The following is a 17,859-nucleotide window of genomic DNA, read 5'->3' as shown; positions in this document are numbered from 1 at the left end:
CTTCGCCGCGGCGAACGCGCAACCAGCGAGGTTAGGAAAGCTCGTGACTATGTGCAGCAGGTCGCTGCCGGCCCCGCCACGGACGCGGATCACCAAAGCCGTTGATCGCCCGCGGAATTGCGTATCCGGAATGGAAATCTCGCTTCGAGCGCGTCAGATACAATAAGCGCCGCTATAGACGCCGCAGCCGCATCGGGATCGTCCCCCGGGCACCTGAAGGACTGCCGCCGCGTCGCCACTCGCTGCAATCGGTGCCCACAATCTCCTTCTCCGCATCGCTGTCTCCAACATCTCCAGCTTTAATAATGAGCCGTGACGCTAGGGCGAATAAAAGAGTTTTAAGGTTTCGGCTGTGCACATCGTGCACCCGGACGTCTATCTACCATGATGAAGTGTACGCGACCTGCAGGTGTCATGCCGGAGCACGGCCTGTCGGCGCTGATGGAGCGCATGCGTCCGGCGCTGATGGCGTTCTTCGTCCGACGTCTGAGCGACCCCGTGCAGGCGGAGGATCTGATCCAGGATCTTTTCATCCGCATGGCGACCATGACCGGGCCGGCGACGAACAATCCCGAAGGCTACATCTTCCAGGCCGCCGCCAATCTCCTGCGCGACAATTACCGGCGCGAGGCCACGCGCTGGCGTTATCTGCAATCGCGCGCGGGCGATCCCGACCTTGCCATCGATCCGATCGACGCCGAGCGCTTGCTGTCCGCGCGGCAGAGCGTCGGGTGCGTCGCGCGGACGCTGGGCGGACTGCCCGACCGCACCCGCCAGATCTTCATCCTCTATCGGTTGGAGGGCATGCAGCGAAAGGCGATCGCCGATGCGTTCGGCATCTCGGTCAGCGCGGTCGAAAAGCATATCGCGAGCGCAATGCGGGCGTTGCTGGCGGACATGGGAGACTCGCAATGACCGCGCCCCGCTCGGACGAGGACATGGTCGTCGAATGGTTCCTGCGCTTGAGCGACGGCAGCATGTCGCCGCAGGACCGCGAAAGACTGCACGACTGGCTGGCCGACGACGCGACCCGTGGCGAGCGACTGGGCGCTGCGCTCGCGGCGTGGGACGCGGTCGAGGCGGACGCCGACGCACCCGAGATGCTGGCGCTGCGACGCGAGGCGCTCGGTGCGGTCCACCGCGCCGGACAACGCCGCTGGCTGCGCACGACGTTCGTGTCCCAGCCCGTCCTCTGGGCGATCGCCGCGGCATTGGTGCTGACGCTGGCGCTTGGGTCGCTGCCGTGGCGGCAGGACGGGCGCGATGAATATCACACCGCGATCGGCGAACGGCGCGTCATCGCGCTGGCCGATGGCTCGCGCCTGTCGCTGGATGCCGACAGCCTGGTCACGGTTGCGTTCACCGCACAACGCCGCAACGTTGTCCTCGAACGGGGCCGCACGCGCTTCAGGGTCGCGAAGGATCCGCTGCGCCCGTTCGCCGTCCGGAGCGGCCGCAATATGGTCGTCGCGACCGGAACCGAATTCTCGGTCGAACGGCTCAGCCGCGAGGTGCGGGTCGCGCTGTTCGAAGGGCGGGTCGCGGTGCTGCGCGATACGCCGCAGGGCCAGACGAGCGAGATCGTCCGGCGCGATGGTCGTAGCGTCACCGCGGAGCGTGCGCTGACGCCCGGCTATGAAATCGGTCTGCCGGTAGCGGGGACGATCGGGTCGATCGGTCCGGTGATAGGCCCTATGAGCGGCGACGGCGAAGGCTGGGGTGCGGAACAGATCAGCTTCACTTCGGAGACGCTCGGCACCGCCGCGGAACGGATGAACCGCTATGCCGAACGGCGACGGGTCACAGTCGATCCCAGCGTTGCGGATGTCCGGATCAGCGGGGTCTTCAACGTCGGCGATGTCGATGCGTTCGCGCGGGCCATCGCGGCGACCTTCCCCGTCGATGCCACCGTCGACGATAAGGAAATCCGGCTAAGCCGACGTCGATGATACCGGTTGGATGCCAAAATAACATCAATCTACGATAATTACGGTAATTTGCTGAGCATCCGCGCACGCCATGCGTCATAAAAGTATAACATGACTAGGGGCGGTTGATGACTGTGACGAAGAGCATGATTCTCGGTGCAAGCTGCGTGACTATCGCGACGATGATGACGGTCACGTCGGTGCAAGCGCAGGCGCGGCAAGCCCAGCGGGTGGTCCGCATCGATATCAAGGCACAGCCGCTGGGTACCGCGCTTCGGTTGCTCGGTCGTCAGATGCATGTGCAGATGGTGTTCGACGAAGCTGCGCTCGGTGGTCGCGTTGCCCCCTCCGTCAACGGTGCGATGACGGCGGACGCGGCAATCGGCCGCTTGCTCCAGGGCAGCGGCCTCACGATATCGCGGACCGGCCAGGGGGTGTATGTGATCACCCGCCCCGCCGCACTCACCCGGGTCGGGATGACGGTGGCGGGGACCGCCCAGAATCTCGCGCCGACCGATACCGAGGTCGACACGGCCCCCACGCCTCCACCCGGCGGCGACATCGTCGTGACCGGATCGCGCATCCGATCCAAGAACCTCGTCGAGACCGCACCGGTGACTAGCGTCACCCAGGCCGACATCAAGCTGCAGGCGGCGTTCAGCGTCCAGGAAGTGCTGAACCGCGTGCCCGCGATCAAGAACAGCGATACCAATTTGTCGAACGGCAACGGACGGCAGCAATTCGATTTCCACGGGCTGGGCACCAACCGCACGCTCACGCTGATCGACGGCCAGCGGATTGGAGTCACCGAAGGCATCGACGCCTCCGTCGTGCCGGTCGGGTTGATCGAGCGCGTCGACCTGCTGACCGGCGGGGCGTCCGCGGTCTATGGCTCGGATGCGATCGGCGGGGTGGTGAACTTCATCCTTCGCAAGGACTTCGAAGGCGTCAACGCGAACGTAAACTACGGCTTCTACAACGCCGACAACCGCGACAACATCGCCGCGCAGGCAGCGCGCAATTCGGGGTTTGCGGTCCCCAGCGGCATAACCAACGATGGCGGCCGGTTCGACGCCAATATCAGCATGGGCAAGAATTTCGCCGGCGGCCGGGGGAATATCTCGGTGTTCGGCGCGTATAGCCAGACCGAACCCGTGCTTGCCTCGTCGCGCTCGTTCTCGGTCTGCCCGATCACCTTGTCGGGCCAGACGGTGGTCTGCGCCTCGCCGTCGTCCGCCACCTCGGCGGGCTATTTCCAGGCGCTTTCGGGCCCCGCCCAGAACGGCAACATCCTGACCAACGCCGCCGATGGCGGCCGCGAATTCGTCCCGTATACGGGCACGAACGGCTATAACTACAACGACAGCTTCTATTTCCAGCGCCAGAACAAACGCTACAACGGCGCGACGTTCCTGAACTACGAAGTCTCGAAGGCGATCCAGCTCTACGCGAACGGGCTGTACCTGCGGTCCGAATCGCAGAGCCAGTCGGATCCCGCGACCATCCAGCCCGGATCGACCCCGTACGACATCAACTGCAACAACCCCCTGCTGTCCGCGCAACAGGCAGGCGCGCTGTGCGGATCGGCGGCCGGCACCAGCACGAACGTCCGCACCGACGTGCGCTATCGCTTCACCGAACCGCAGACGACGCGGTCGTCGAACGAGATCTATCGCGCGGTGGCGGGCGTTCGCGGCGATCTCGGCAGCGCCTGGCATTACGATGTCGGCGGGGTCTATTCGACCACGCTGTACCGGCAGCAGCAGACCGGCCGGATCGACCCGACCAAGGTCGCCAACGCGTTGCAGGTCGTCGACGTCAACGGCACGCCGACCTGCGTCTCGAAGGTCAACGGATCCGACCCGAACTGCGTCCCACTCGACATCTTCTCGACCAACGGGCCGAGTGCCTCCGCGGTGAATTACCTGTCCTATGCGGAGGGCGGCGGCGTGTTCCGCGAACGCTATGAGCAGTGGGTCGGCAATGCCAACGTCACCGGCGATCTCGGCGATTACGGCCTGAAGAGCCCGTTCTCGACCAAGGGCATCAACATCGCGGTCGGCGGCGAATATCGCAGGAACACCTATCGCTCGCGCCCCGACGCCGCGTACCAGGCCGCCTTCGGCTCGACGCCAACAACCTTGTCGAACGAAGCCGCCGACCTGTACGGCGAGATCAACGTGCCGCTGGTCAGCGACAAGCCGTTCATCCGCGACCTGAGCGTCGGCGCGGCGATCCGCGGGTCGAAATATTCGGGTATCGCCAAGGCGCAGTCGACCTACAAGATCGACGGCAGCTGGCGTCCGGTCGAGGACATCCTGTTCCGCGCGAGCTACAACAAGGCGACGCGTGCGCCGAGCATCTACGAGCTCTCGTCCAACGCCAACACGAGCTACGGCACGCTCGATGCGAACACGCTGGGCGATCCCTGCGCGGGCGCCAATCCCGTGGCCAGCCGGGAAATCTGCGCGAGTACCGGCGTGACCACCGCGCAATACGGCTCGATCGCGCAATGTCCCGATTTCCTGTGCACCGTGCGCAACGGATCGGAGGGGCTGGTGACGCCCGAAGTCGCGCACACTTACACCTATGGCCTCGTCTTGACGCCGCGGATGCTGCGCGGTTTTTCCGCCACCGCGGATTATTACAGCATCGAGATCGAGAACGGCATCGGCTATTACCGGGCGATCGATTTCCTGCAGACCTGCGCCAACACCGGCTATGAGTTCTTCTGCAGCCAGCTGAAGCGTAATGCCGACGGCACGCTGTTCAGCAATGCCGGCTCCGCGACGGGCTATATCAACCAGGGGTACAGCAACCTCGGCCGGACCAATGCGCGCGGCTTCAATTTCTCCGCGAACTACGACACGCGGCTGGGCAATTGGGCGCGCTTCTCGACCAGCTACACGTCAACGCTGCAGACCGCGAAGGGCGGCGATCTCGGCCTGCCCGATACCGACTTCAACGTGGTCGGGCTGTTCGGCCCGTATGCGGGTCAGGGCTATCGCCGCTATCAGCATAATTTCCGGTTCACGCTGAGTTCGCCCGAGTCCGCGCAGACGCAGGGGCTGATCTCGGTCAACTGGCGCCATAATTCGGGGCTCAAGAACTCGCGGCTCGACGGCAATCCGATCTTCGGCGAGGACGATCCGACCGTGCCGGACGAATACAAGTATCTGCCTGCTTACGACGTGTTCGATCTCAGCGGCAGCGTGACGATATCGCGCGCGCTGACGCTGCGGGTGGTGGTGAACAACGTGCTCAACCGCTCGGCGCCGGTCCGCCCGAGCCCGCCACTCGAGGCCGCCGAACGCGTCAACACCTCGCCTTCGGTGTATGACTCGCTCGGCCGGTCGATCAGCGTCGGGGCGACGGTCGATTTCTGAGCTGGGTACCAAGTCCCCCGCGTCCGACGGCGTATCGCGTCGCGCCGTCCTGGCCGGGGGTACCGGGTCGGTACTTGCCGGCCTGCTCGCCGGGGTGGGCGATGCGACTGCCGAGCCGGGGACGGACGCACGCCACCGGATCACGGCTGAACAACCCGCCACCGAATGGTTGCTCGGTCATCCGGTCGGCAACGGGCAGCTGGGGGCGATGATGGGCGGCGGAGTCGCGCGCGACGTGCTGTCGCTCAACCACGACACGCTGTGGAGCGGACAGCCAGCTGCCAAACCCGATCACGACGGCCGGGAGGCGCTGGCGGCGGTCCGTCGCGCTGTCTTCGCGGACGACCCGGTGACCGCCGATAGGATCAGCACGGCGCTCCAAGGACCGTTCAGCGCCAGCTATGCGCCGATGGCCGATCTCGACCTCGAAATGGATCACGTCGGGGCCCCGGAGGCGTATCGCCGCGTGCTCGATCTCGATCGCGCGGTCGCCTCCGTCGCCTATCGCTGTGGCGACGTCACGTTCAGCCGCGACCTGTTCGCCTCGCATCCCGACTCGGTGATCGTCCTGCGTCTCACCGCGGATCGTCGGGGGATGATCGATTGCGGCCTCAAGCTGACGAGCAAGCTGCGCGCCACCGCAAACGCCGGCTGCAACCGGATCACGCTGGTCGGCAAGGCGCCGGCGCTGAGCGAACCCAATTACCGCGACGTCCCCGACCCCGTGCGCTATTCGGATACGCCCGGCCACGGCATGGCGTTCGCGACGATCCTGTCGGTCGAGACCGAGGGCGGCGAGGTCACCGCAGCGGACGGCGCGCTGCGCATCCGCGGCGCCACCACGGTGCTAATCCGGATCACCGCCGCCACCGGGTTCCGCCGCTTCGACCTGATGCCGGACACGCCCGTCGAGACCGTCCGCGCATCGGCCGAGCGCATCCTCGCAGCGAGCGCGCGGCATGGTTATGCGACGCTGCTCGATCGCCACATTGCCGATCACCAGTCGCTCTATCGCCGTGCCTCGCTCGAACTGCACGGGGCGGCCGACGACCGCGATACGCCACGCGCGGAACGTCTGTTCCAGCTCGGCCGCTATCTGATGATCGCCAGTTCGCGCGCGCACACGATGCCCGCGAACCTTCAGGGCGTGTGGAATACCGAACTGCGCCCGCCCTGGAGTGGCAACTACACCACCAACATCAATCTCCAGATGAACTATTGGCCGGCGGAGAGCTGCAATCTCGCGGACTGCCACCTGCCGCTGATCGACCATATCGAGCGGCTGGCCGTCACCGGCACGCAGACCGCGCGATCGCTGTACGGCCTGCCCGGCTGGTGCGTGCATCACAACAGCGACCTGTGGGCGATGAGCAACCCGGTCGGTGCGGGCGTCGGCGATCCCAATTGGGCGAACTGGCCGATGGCGGGGCCGTGGCTGGTCCAGCACGTCTGGGAGCATTACCGCTTCGGCGGCGACCGCGCGTTCCTGAAGGCCCGCGGCTTCCCGCTGATGCGCAGTTGCGCGGAGTTCTGCGCGGCGTGGCTCGTCCGCGATCCCCGCAGCGGCCATTTGACCACCGCCCCGTCGATCTCGCCCGAGAACCTGTTCCTGACGGCGAACGGCAAGTCGGCGGCGATCTCGGCAGGCTGCACGATGGACCTCGCGCTGATCCGCGAGCTGTTCGCCAACTGCATCGCGGCGATGGCGGTGATCGGCGATGTCGACGGGCTGAGCGCGCGCCTGACGGAATTGCTCGACCAGCTCGAACCCTACCGTATCGGCCGCTACGGCCAGCTTCAGGAATGGTCGACCGACTTTGCCGAGCAGGATCCGGGGCATCGCCACATCTCGCATCTCTATCCGCTGTATCCTGGCGATGCGATCGACCCGGTCCGGACGCCGCGGCTCGCGCAGGCCGCGCGGGCGTCGATGGCCCGCCGGGAGGCGCATGGCGGGGCCAGTACCGGGTGGAGCCGCGCCTGGGCGACCGCGGTGTGGGCCAGACTCGGGGACGGCGCGCAGGCCGGGCGGTCGCTCTCCGCCTTCATCGCCAACAGCGTCGCGGCCAATCTGCTCGACACCCACCCCGCCCAACCGCGCCCGGTATTCCAGATCGACGGCAATCTGGGCATCACCGCCGCGATCGCCGAGATGCTGCTGCAAAGCCGCGAGGCCGAGATCGCGCTGCTGCCCGCCCTCCCGCCGCAATGGATTTCGGGCCGGGTCGCCGGGCTTCGCGCGCGGGGGCGTAACGAGGTTGCGATCAGCTGGAGCGGCCTGCACGTCGACGCGACCTTGATCGCCGGGGATGAGCGCCTGACGATCCGGATGCCGCCTGGCTTCGAACCGGTGACGGTATCGCACCAGGGCAAGGCCATCCGGCTCGAACGGGACCCGCGCTCGATCACGTTCGCGACCACGCCGGGCCGACCCTACCGCATCGCGCTACGCAGGCGCTCCGACGCCGCATGACTCAAGACTTTCCAGGAGCCGCCATGTCGATCATCACTCGCCGCACCATGCTGGCAACGGGGCTCGCCTCGATGGGCACGTCGAGCGCTTGGGCCGGCAAACCCGCATCCGCAGCAGCCCCCGCCCCCTGGGGGGCAACCCCCTCCCCGCGCCAGCTCGCCTGGCATGCGCGCGAGCAATATGCGTTCGTCCACTTCTCGATCAACACCTTCACCGATCGTGAATGGGGCTATGGCGACGAGGATCCCAAGCTGTTCGCGCCGACCGACTTCTCGGCGGACCAGATCGTCGGCGCGGCCAAGTCGGGCGGCCTGCGCGGGATCGTCCTGACCGCCAAGCATCATGACGGCTTCTGCCTGTGGCCGACGATGCTGACCGAGCATTGCGTGCGCAACAGCCCGTTCCGCGACGGCAAAGGCGACATCGTCCGCGAATTCGAACAGGCGGCGCGGCGGGCCGGGCTCGACTTCGCGATCTACCTGTCGCCTTGGGATCGCAATCACGCGGACTATGGGCGTCCGGCCTATCTCGATTACTACCGCAAGCAGATCGTCGAGCTCTGTACGCGCTATGGCACGCTGTTCGAGTTCTGGTTCGATGGCGCCAATGGCGGCGACGGCTATTATGGCGGCGCGCGCGAGACGCGGAAGATCGATTCGGAGACTTATTACGACTGGCCGTCGATCTTCGCGCTGGTCCACAAGCATCAGCCGATGGCGTGCACGTTCGAGCCACTCGGCTCCGATGCGCGCTGGGTCGGCAACGAGGACGGGGTCGCCGGCGATCCGTGCTGGCCGACCATGGCCAATCACAAGCCGACCCAGGCCGAGGGCAATGCAGGTTTACGCGGCGGCCCGTTGTGGTGGCCCGCCGAGACAAACACCTCGATCCGACCGGGCTGGTTCTACCACGCCGACGAGGATTCGAAGGTCAAGGATCCCCAGCGGATGCTGCGGCTGTTCGACGAGTCGATCGCGCGCGGGACCAACCTGATCCTGAACCTGCCGCCCGACCGGCGTGGTCGCCTCGCCGATCCGGACGTCGCGGTGCTGCGATCGTTCGGTGACGCGCAGCGCGCCACGTTCGCGAAGGATTGCGCCAACGGTGCTGTAGCCTCGGCGGATCACGTCCGCGGGCCGGGCTTTGCCGCGCGGAACGTGCTCGACGGCGATCCCAAGAGCTATTGGTCGACGCCTGATGCCATCCACACGCCCAGCCTCGTGCTAAACCTGCCGCCCGGCACCAGCTTCGATCTCGTGCGCATCCGCGAGTTCCTGCCGCTCGGCGTGCGCGTGGACCGGTTTGCGATCGACATCGATTCCGGCGCGGGATGGTTGGAAGTCGCGCGCGGCGAATGCATTGCGGCACAGCGCGTCGTCCGCTTGCCGGCGCCCGTGGTCGCACGACGGCTGCGCGTGCGGATCGTCGCGGCCCAGGCATGCCCGGCGATCAGCGAAGTCGCGCTGTTCCGACAGGTCGCCCCGGTTGCCGTTAAACTACCCGAAGCCCGTGCGCGAGACGTGTTGCCGTCCTCCGACCTCTCGATCGTCGCCGCGACGGGGTCTGGCGCCGAGACCTTGATCGACAATGATCCGGGCAGCGTCTGGCAGGTTCCGGTCGCCGCCGCCTCGGGAACGGCGACGGTGACGATCAAGCTCGCCAGGCGGCAACGACTGGCAGGCTTCATCCTGACCCCCTCGCGCGCCGTGAACACGGACAGCGCACCACCGAGGCGGTTCGTCGTGGAAACCAGCGTTGACGGTAAAGCCTGGACCAAAGCCGCGTCTGACGAATTCTCGAACATCGCCAACGCGCTATCGCCGCAACGCATCCTGTTCGCCGCCAAGACCGACGCGGGCTATGTACGGATGACGTTCGTCGGCTTGGCGGCGCCGAAAAGCCATATGGCGATCGCCGGTATCGACCTGTTCGGATAGAGGCTCGGACTGACGACTTAGCCTCGTCCGCACTGCACGACCGTGAGGACGTGGTAACCGTTCGTTGAAGGTCATCACGACCTAGTGACAGTCAACGTCGCTTCGAGGCCCCCGTCCGGATGATTATCGAGCGACAATATCGCTCCGGTCGCGGCCGCTTGCGCGCGCGCGATGGTGAGGCCGATCCCGGTGCCGTCCGCGCTCGATCGCGACGTGTCCGCGCGGACGAACGGGTCGAAGGCATGCGCCAGCATCGTCTCCGTCATTCCGGGACCGTGATCGCGGACGGTTATGATCACGACCTTTCCCGCGCGACGGGCGGCGATCTCGGCATTGCCACCATATTTGATCGCGTTGTCGATCAGGTTCGACAGGCAGCGGTTAAGCGAATCGGGACGCGCTCGTACGAGGCTGCCGCAGCCCTGCGTAAAGCAGACGGCATGGCCGAATTCGGCGGCATCGTCGGCCAGGCTCGACAGCAGCGAGTCGATATCGACGGAGGACCAATCCTCGCCGCTTTCCCCGCTCCGCGCGAGATCCAGGCCGCGCTTCACCATCGACAGCGTCGCCGACAGATCCGCCACCAGGCGTTCGCGCAAGGCCTCGTCCTCGACCTGTTCGAGACGGAGCCGCAGGCGGGTCAGCGGGGTCTGGAGATCGTGGCTGATCGCCGCGAGGATGCGGGTCCGCTCGCGCAGGCCCGCCCTCACCCGTTCCTGCATCAGATTGAAAGTGGCGAGCGCCGCGCGAACGTCGCTCGGCCCCCGTTCCGTCACCGGCTCCGCGTCGATCGACCGGGCGAACGCCTCGGCCGCGGCGGACAAGCGCCGTAGCGGCGCCGTCGCGACGCGTGCGACGATCAACGAGAGGATGAACGCCGCAGTGAAGACCAGCAGCAGGAACCGCCAGTCCGTCGTCCAGCTGGGTGGCGCGGGCAGGTGAGGCAAAGCGAGCGCAATCGCGACCGGACGCCCCTGCACGCGCACCGCCAGGAGCCAGCAATCCGGTGCCAGGGGTGCATCGAACCCCGCCGCCCGGGGCCGCGTCCAGAACGGGTCGCCGCCCAGACAGGCCATGCCGGATACGCGGGCGATCGTGGGTCGTGACGCCGGCGTTGCCCGCATGGCCAGCTTCCGGGTCATCTCTTCGTCGGGGGTCGCGATCGGGATCGACGCGCCTTGCAGCAGTTGCGCACCGATCAGCCGGCCATCGCGCAGGTTCGCGATCATGCCGTCCGGGGCATGGTTCAGTCGCTTGATCACATCGAGCGCGCTGGCCACCACGCGCTCTTCGCGGCCGCGATCAAATTCCGCTTGGCGACCCCGCTCCGCGATCAGGATCGACCCGACCAAGGCGATCAACACCCCCGTCGCGAGCGTCAACGCCATACGCCCGGTCAGCGTGCCGAAGAACCGCACGCCGCGCGCGGGCCACCGCGTCATGCGAAGGTCACGGTTGCAGCCAGCATATAGCCCTGGCCGCGAACGGTGAGGATCAGATCCTCCCCATCGGGGCTGAGTTTCTGCCGCAACCGGCTGATCTGGTTGTCGATCGTCCGGTCAAACGCCGCGGTGGCTGCCCGTGCCGGCAGCAGCGTCTCGCGCGACAGCGGACGGCCGACCGACTGGACGAGGCGGGACAGCATGTCGAATTCCGCGGTGGACAGCATCACCACGCTGTCGCCGGGCGCCAGCAGCCGGCGCTTGATCAGGTCGAGCCGCCATCGCCCGAACGCGGCGAAGCGGACCGGTGCGCCCGCACCCGTTTCGCGCGCGCTACGCCTGAGCAGGTTGCGGATCCGGGCGGTCAGCTCGCGCGGTTCGAACGGCTTGGTGAGATAGTCGTCGGCGCCCAGTTCCAGCCCCAGCACCCGGTCGATCGCGCTGTCGCGGGCGGTGACCATGATGATCGCGCCGGCATAGCCCTCGCTTCGCAGTTCGCGACACAGGGTCAGTCCGTCGCCGTCAGGCAAACCGAGATCCAGCACGATCAGATCGATGATGCCTGCCGCGAGCGTCGCGCGGATACCGGACACGTCGCCCGCGGCGCTGAGCGCATAGCCCTCCCGCATCAGTTGCGCGGTCACGAGATCGCGGATGTCGGCGTCGTCGTCGGCGATCAGGAGATGAGGGCGGTCGACGGCAGTCCCAGTCGCAATCTCAGTCATCATCGTCCCAGACGTTCGGGCCGCAGGTCGCGGACGCGGCAGGAGCATAGGTGAGCGTCCGGCGGATGCACAGCACGGCAAGCCGCCAATGCGCGTCCCGCGCTACGTCGGAATGTGCGGCGAGAGATTGCGCCGTCTCGTCCCACGACCGGTTCGACCAATAGCGAAACTCTTCGTCGGCCGTTTTGGCCGGAGGGTTTCGGTTCGTCACAGCGTATCGTCCGAACCGATCGCCTCGTACAGCGTCACGCGGTTGGTCAGGTCGGTCAGGTCGGCGGCGATCGCGGTCTGGCGGGCCGAATACAGCGTTCGCTGCGCGACGAGCGCGGTGAGGAAGCTGTCGGTGCCTTCCCGGTACCGCGCCTCGCTGATCGAATAGCTCTTCTGCGCGGCGGCGACGAGATCCGCCTGGGCCTGTCGCTGGCGCAGGATCGTACCACGTCGGGCAAGACCGTCGGCAACATCGCGATAGGCCGTTTGCGCAGCCTTGCGATAGGTGGCGAGGTAATAGTCGACTTGCGCCCTCGCATAATCGAGGTTGCCGCGATTGGTGCCGCCGAGGATCGGTATGCTGGCCGATGGCGTCGCCGACCACGTCGATCCCGAGAACAGGCTGGTCAACGCGGTGCTGGCCAGCCCCAGCATGCTGGTCAGCGAAATGGTCGGGAAGAACGCTGCGCGTGCCGCACCGACATTGGCGTTCGCCGATTTCAGCTGGTGCTCGGCCTCGACCACGTCGGGCCGATCGAGCAGCACGCTCGACGACAGGCCGGCGGGAACGGTGGCGATCCCGGCATCGAGCGCGCCGAGACTGGTCGGCAACAGCGCGTCCTCGACCGGCCCGCCGACGAGCAGCTCGAGCGCGTTGCGATCCTGCGCGACCTGCGTCGTGGTCTGCGCCGCGTCGGCCTGCGCCTGCGCCAGCAACGTGCGTGCGTCGGCGACGTCGGCACCGCTCACCAGCCCGGTGTCGTGCAGGTCTTCGTTCAGCCGCACCGTCCGCTCGCTGCTGCGCACCTGATCCTGCGACACCTGAAGCAGATCGCGATCGGAGGCGAGCGTCAGATACGCGGTCGCGGTTTCCGATACGACGGTGAACCGCGTCGAGCGCGCGCCGCTGGCAGTGCTCAGATAGGTTTCGAATGCGGCTTTCGAGAGGTTCTTCTGCCGCCCGAACAGGTCGATCACGAACCCGCTCACGCCGACATCGCCGGTGAAGAGGGTCGTGGACCCCGACGATGCGGTGCCGCCGCCGGTGACGGCGCGCGTGATCGTCGCGCCCGCATCGGCCGACAGTGTCGGAAGCTGCTCGGAGCGCTGCACGTGATATTGCGCGCGCGCCGACGCGACATTGGCGACCGCCGCGGCGAGATCCTGGTTATGCGCGAGCGCTCGCTCGATCACTGTACGGAGCTTGGCATCGACGACCAGCGAACGCCACGGCATCCCGGCCGAGGTCGAGGCGTCGGTCGCGGCGTGGGTCGAGGCGTAGGAAGCTCCCGATGGCCATTGCGGCGGCACCGACTCCGCGACCGAGCGGACATAATGGGGGGCGAGGTTACAGCCGGTGAGCGCACTCGCCCCCAGCAACAGCATCGCGCTACGCAACGAGATCATGCCGCTTCCTTTCGCCCGTGGAACAGCCGCGCGATGACGACGAAGAACATCGGCACATAGAAGATCGCGAGCGCGGTGGCGGTCAGCATGCCGCCGATCACCGCCGTGCCGATCGCGATCCGGCTGTTGGCCCCTGCCCCGGTGGCGACCGCGAGCGGGAACACGCCGAACACGAAGGCGAGGCTGGTCATCAGGATCGGCCGCAACCGGGTCCGCGCCGCCTCCAGCGCGGCATCGACGACGTCCTTGCCCCCACGCCGCGCCTCTTCGGCGAATTCCACGATCAGGATCGCGTTCTTGGCGGCGAGGCCGATCGTGGTGATCAACCCGACCTGGAAATAGATGTCGTTGTCGAGCCCGCGTATCGTCACTGCCAGCACCGCACCGACGATCCCGAGCGGGAGCACGAGCAGCACCGCGATCGGCACCGACCAGCTTTCGTACAGCGCGGCGAGGCAGAGGAAGACGATCAGGATCGACACGCCGTAGAGCGTCTTCCCCTGCCCGCTCGCCTGGTTCTCCTGAAACGACAGCCCCGCCCAGGCATAGCCGGTACCCGGTGCCACCTGCTGCTGCAGCTTGACCATCTCCGCCATCGCATCGCCCGAACTTGCGCCGTCCGCGGGCTCGCCCTGGATTTCGTAGGAAGACCGCCCGTTGAAGCGCGAGACGCTGTTCGGCCCCTTCTCCCAGGACAAAGTCGCGATCGCCGAGAACGGCACCATCGTTCCGCTCGCGTTGCGCACGAACCAGCCGTCGAGGTCGCCCGGCAGCATCCGGAACGGTGCATCCGCCTGCATGTAGACGCGCTTCACCCGGCCGCGATCGACGAAGTCGTTGACGTAGATGCCGCCCCACGCACTCGACAGCGCATTGGTCACATCCGCTTCGGTCAGCCCCAGCACCGCGAGCTTGGCGTCGTCGAGCGACACGCGCAGCTGCGGGGTATCAGGCAAGGTCGAGGCACGGACGCGGGCCAATTTGGCATCCTTGTTCGCCGCAGCAATCAGCTTGTCGCGCAGACCCACGAATGCGTCACGGCTCAACCCGCTGGTGTTGGTCAGTTCGAACGTGAAGCCGTTCGACTGGCCGAGGCCGGATATCGCCGGCGGCGTGAGCGGTATGATGGTCGCATCACGGATCGATCCGAACGCCTGCATCGCGCGCCCGTTGATCGCCGTCGCGCTCTGGCTCGCCTGTTTGCGTTCGTCGAACGGCGCCAGGCTGGCGAACGCCATGCCGGCATTCTGCCCCGAACCGCTGAAGCCGAAACCGTTGATCGTGAAGGCGTCGGCGATCGTCGCCTTTTCGGAGGTCGAGAACCAGTTCTGGATCCGATTGCCGACCGCCTCGGTCCGCTCGTTGGTCGCGCCCGCCGGCAGCGTATACATCACCATGATCTGCCCCTGATCCTCGCTCGGCAGAAAGCTCGTGGGCAAGCGGACGAACAGCAAACCGAGGACGACGGTGATGCCGCCGACGATCGCCAGATGCAGCCAGCGCCGGCCGATCACCGACCGCGTACCGTTCACGTACCGCCGCGTGGAGCGATCGAACCAGCGGTTGAACTTTCCGAATGCGCCGTGGCGCTCCAGCGGATCGACGTGCGTGGGCTTCAGCAGCGTCGCGGTCAGCGCAGGGCTCAGGACCAGCGCGACCAGCACCGACAGCAGCATCGCCGAGACGATCGTGATCGAGAATTGCCGATAGATGACCCCGGTCGAGCCGCCGAAGAACGCCATCGGCAGGAACACCGCGGACAGGACCAGCGCGATCCCGACCAGCGCGGACCCGATCTCGCCCATCGAGCGGTTCGTCGCGTCCTTGGGCGACAGGCCCTCGTCCGCCATCACCCGCTCGACATTCTCCACCACGACGATCGCGTCGTCGACCAGCAGGCCGATCGCCAGCACCATCGCGAACAGCGTCAGCGTGTTGATCGAATAGCCGAACACCGCGAGCACGCCGAACGTGCCGAGCAGCACCACCGGCACCGCGATCGCCGGGATCAGCGTCGCGCGCCAGCTCTGGAGAAAGGCGAACATGACGACCACGACAAGGACGATCGCGATCGCCAGCGTCTCGATGACCTCCTCGATCGACAGCTTGACGAACGCGGTGGTGTCGCGCGGATAGGCGATCGTGTAGCCAGCGGGTAGACGGGTCGAGAGTTCGGCCACGCGCGCCTTGACCGCCGCTGCGGTTTGCAGGGCATCGGCGCCCGTCGCCAACTGGATCGCCATGCCCGACGCGGGATGCCCGTTGAGCTTGGCGGAGGCCGTGTAGCTCTCCTGCCCCAGCTCGACGCGCGCGACATCGGCCAGCCGCACCACCGAGCCGTCGGTGTTCGTCTTGACCACGATCTGGCGAAACTGATCGGGGGTCGACAGCCGTGACTTGGCGCGGACGGTGGCGTTCAGCATCTGCCCTTTCACCGCGGGCAGCGCACCGACCTGTCCCGCCGAGACATCGACATTCTGCGCCGTGATCGCCGACTGGACGTCCGACGGCATCAGCTGGACGGCAGCGAGCTTGGTCGGGTCCAGCCAGATCCGCATCGCATATTCCGCGCCGAACACCTGGCTCTGGCCGACGCCGCTGACACGCGCGATATCATCCTGGAAATTGCTGACCAGATAGTCCGCGACGTCGCTGCCGGTCGCCTTGTCGCTCCTGTCGTACAGCGCGACGATCAGCAGGAAGTCGCTGTTCGACTTGGTTACGGTGACGCCCTGCGCAGTCACTGCGGACGGCAGCCGCGCGGTGGCCTGCTGAACCTTGTTCTGAACCTGGACCTGCGCGATGTCGGGATCGGTCCCCTTGACGAACGTGACGGTGATCGACGCCGATCCCGACGAGTCCGAACTGGACTGGAAATATTGCAGGCCGTCGATGCCGGTAAGCTGCTGCTCGATCACCTGCGTCACGCTGGTTTCGAGTGTCTCGGCCGACGCGCCGGGATACGTCGCATTGATCGATATCGTCGGTGGCGCGACATCGGGATATTGCGCGACCGGCAGCGAGCGCAAGCCGACGACCCCGCCGAGCATGATGACGATCGCGATCACCCACGCGAAGATAGGGCGTTCGACGAAGAAGCGGCTGATACCCATCTCAGTTGGTGGTCCCGGGGTTTGTGGAGCCGGCGGCGGCGGTGCCCGTCGTGACGGTCACGGCCTTCACGCTCGCGCCGGGCTGCGCCTTGTCGGTGCCCTGGACGATCAGCCGGTCGCCGGTCCTGAGCCCCGCGGTGATCAGCCACTGTGCCCCGATCGCCTGCCCGGTGGTGACCTGGCGCAGCGCAACCTTGTTGTCCGCGCCGACGACCAGCGCGGTGGCATTACCCTTCGCATCGCGGGTGATCCCCAGCTGCGGCGCGAGGATACCGTTGCGGACGATCGTCTGGGGCACGGTCAGCCGGACGAACATGCCCGGCAGCAGGATACCCTGCGGGTTCGGAAAGCGGGCCCGCAACGTCACCGTGCCGGTGGTCGTGTCGACGCTGACCTCGCCGAACTGGATCGTTCCGACCTGCGGATAGACGCGCCCATTCTCGAGCACGAGGCGGACGGTCGTGCTGGCCGGCAGCACATCGCCCCTGGCCAGGCTCTCGCGCAGGTCGAGCAGCGCGGTGCTCGATTGCTGGATATCGACATAGATCGGATCGAGTTGCGAGATCGTCGCCAGCGCGGAGGTCTGCGCGGCGGACACCAGCGCGCCCACCGTGAAGGCCGACCGACCGATCCGGCCCGAGATCGGCGCGTACACCCGCGTGAAGCCGAGATTGACGTTCGCGGTCCGCAGGCTCGCGCGATACTGCGCGATGCTGGCCTTGGCCTCGCGGTCGGCGGCGACCGCGTCGTCGACATCCTGCCGCGCGACCGCATCGGCGGTCTGGAGCCGATTGTAGCGCGCCACCTTCGCTTGCGCGGTGGCCGCCGATGCCTGCGCACTGGCCAGCTGCGCGGCCGTCTGGTCGCGGGTCGCGCGATAGAGGCGCGGATCGATCTGGTAGAGAGGCTGCCCGGCACGGACCGTAGTACCCTCGGTAAACAATCGGGCCTTGATGATCCCGTCGACCTGGGGCCGGACATCGGCCACTGCGGTCGCGGTAATACGGCCGGTCAGCTCGGTCGTGGTGGTCACGGGCTGCGCGGTCAACGTCACGACGCCGACTTCGACCGGCCCCTGGCGAGGAGGACCGCCGTTTTCCGAACCACCACAGGCAGCGAGCGACAAGACGAGCATCAGCGGGGCCGCAGAGCGCGATGGCACCATCATCATGATCAGCACCGTCTCAATATTTGCGCTGCGGGCAAACGCCTGGCGCGTGCTCGGACAGGATATTGCA

The 17,859-nt window shown here is 66.7% G+C and carries 11 protein-coding genes; 5 read left to right on the top strand and 6 right to left on the bottom strand.

Going from position 1 to position 17,859, the window contains the following annotated elements:
- Positions 1-384 precede the first annotated feature (384 nt).
- The 5 genes from ACLBWL_RS11720 (at position 385) to ACLBWL_RS11700 (ending at position 9,724) form a co-directional block, all read left to right on the top strand.
- Positions 385-915, top strand: coding sequence for an RNA polymerase sigma factor (locus ACLBWL_RS11720; protein ID WP_447793189.1), 531 nt, complete (start codon positions 385-387; stop codon positions 913-915).
- A complete protein-coding gene (locus tag ACLBWL_RS11715) occupies positions 912-1,949 on the top strand; it encodes a FecR family protein (RefSeq protein WP_447793187.1) in 1,038 nt (345 codons plus the stop codon). The genes ACLBWL_RS11720 and ACLBWL_RS11715 overlap by 4 nt, the downstream gene beginning before the upstream one ends.
- Positions 1,950-2,056: 107 nt before the next feature.
- Positions 2,057-5,314 (top strand): TonB-dependent receptor domain-containing protein, encoded by a 3,258-nt coding sequence (locus tag ACLBWL_RS11710; RefSeq protein WP_447793185.1) that lies wholly within the window; start codon positions 2,057-2,059, stop codon positions 5,312-5,314.
- Entirely contained in the window at positions 5,265-7,787 is a 2,523-nt protein-coding gene (locus ACLBWL_RS11705; protein ID WP_447793183.1) for a glycosyl hydrolase family 95 catalytic domain-containing protein, read from the top strand. The genes ACLBWL_RS11710 and ACLBWL_RS11705 overlap by 50 nt, the downstream gene beginning before the upstream one ends.
- Positions 7,788-7,810: 23 nt before the next feature.
- Positions 7,811-9,724 carry an alpha-L-fucosidase gene (locus ACLBWL_RS11700; RefSeq protein WP_447793181.1) on the top strand — a complete coding sequence of 638 codons (1,914 nt, stop codon included), beginning with the start codon at positions 7,811-7,813 and terminating at the stop codon, positions 9,722-9,724.
- 74 nt (positions 9,725-9,798) lie between these two features.
- Here ACLBWL_RS11700 and ACLBWL_RS11695 read toward each other — a convergent pair whose 3' ends face one another.
- From ACLBWL_RS11695 to ACLBWL_RS11670, 6 genes are read right to left on the bottom strand one after another with little or no spacing between them, the layout of a single operon-like run.
- Positions 9,799-11,166: an ATP-binding protein gene (locus tag ACLBWL_RS11695; RefSeq protein WP_447793179.1), complete on the bottom strand. Its 1,368-nt coding sequence runs from the start codon at positions 11,164-11,166 to the stop codon at positions 9,799-9,801.
- Positions 11,163-11,894 carry a response regulator gene (locus ACLBWL_RS11690; RefSeq protein ID WP_447793177.1) on the bottom strand — a complete coding sequence of 244 codons (732 nt, stop codon included), beginning with the start codon at positions 11,892-11,894 and terminating at the stop codon, positions 11,163-11,165. The genes ACLBWL_RS11695 and ACLBWL_RS11690 overlap by 4 nt, the downstream gene beginning before the upstream one ends.
- Positions 11,884-12,102 carry a hypothetical protein gene (locus ACLBWL_RS11685; protein WP_447793175.1) on the bottom strand — a complete coding sequence of 73 codons (219 nt, stop codon included), beginning with the start codon at positions 12,100-12,102 and terminating at the stop codon, positions 11,884-11,886. Before ACLBWL_RS11685 ends, ACLBWL_RS11690 begins: the two co-directional genes overlap by 11 nt.
- On the bottom strand, positions 12,099-13,508 hold the full coding sequence (locus tag ACLBWL_RS11680) for an efflux transporter outer membrane subunit (protein ID WP_447793174.1): 1,410 nt from the start codon (positions 13,506-13,508) through the stop codon (positions 12,099-12,101). Before ACLBWL_RS11680 ends, ACLBWL_RS11685 begins: the two co-directional genes overlap by 4 nt.
- Positions 13,505-16,621, bottom strand: a complete 3,117-nt coding sequence (locus tag ACLBWL_RS11675) for an efflux RND transporter permease subunit (protein WP_447793172.1) — start codon at positions 16,619-16,621, stop codon at positions 13,505-13,507. The genes ACLBWL_RS11680 and ACLBWL_RS11675 overlap by 4 nt, the downstream gene beginning before the upstream one ends.
- Position 16,622: 1 nt before the next feature.
- Positions 16,623-17,792 (bottom strand): efflux RND transporter periplasmic adaptor subunit, encoded by a 1,170-nt coding sequence (locus ACLBWL_RS11670; protein WP_447793499.1) that lies wholly within the window; start codon positions 17,790-17,792, stop codon positions 16,623-16,625.
- Between the last annotated feature and the right edge of the window lie 67 nt (positions 17,793-17,859).

The sequence above is a fragment of the Sphingomonas sp. M1A8_2b genome, assembly GCF_053345535.1.
The sequence above is the reverse complement of the archived record's forward strand: the minus strand, read 5'-3'. Positions and strand labels throughout refer to the sequence as shown.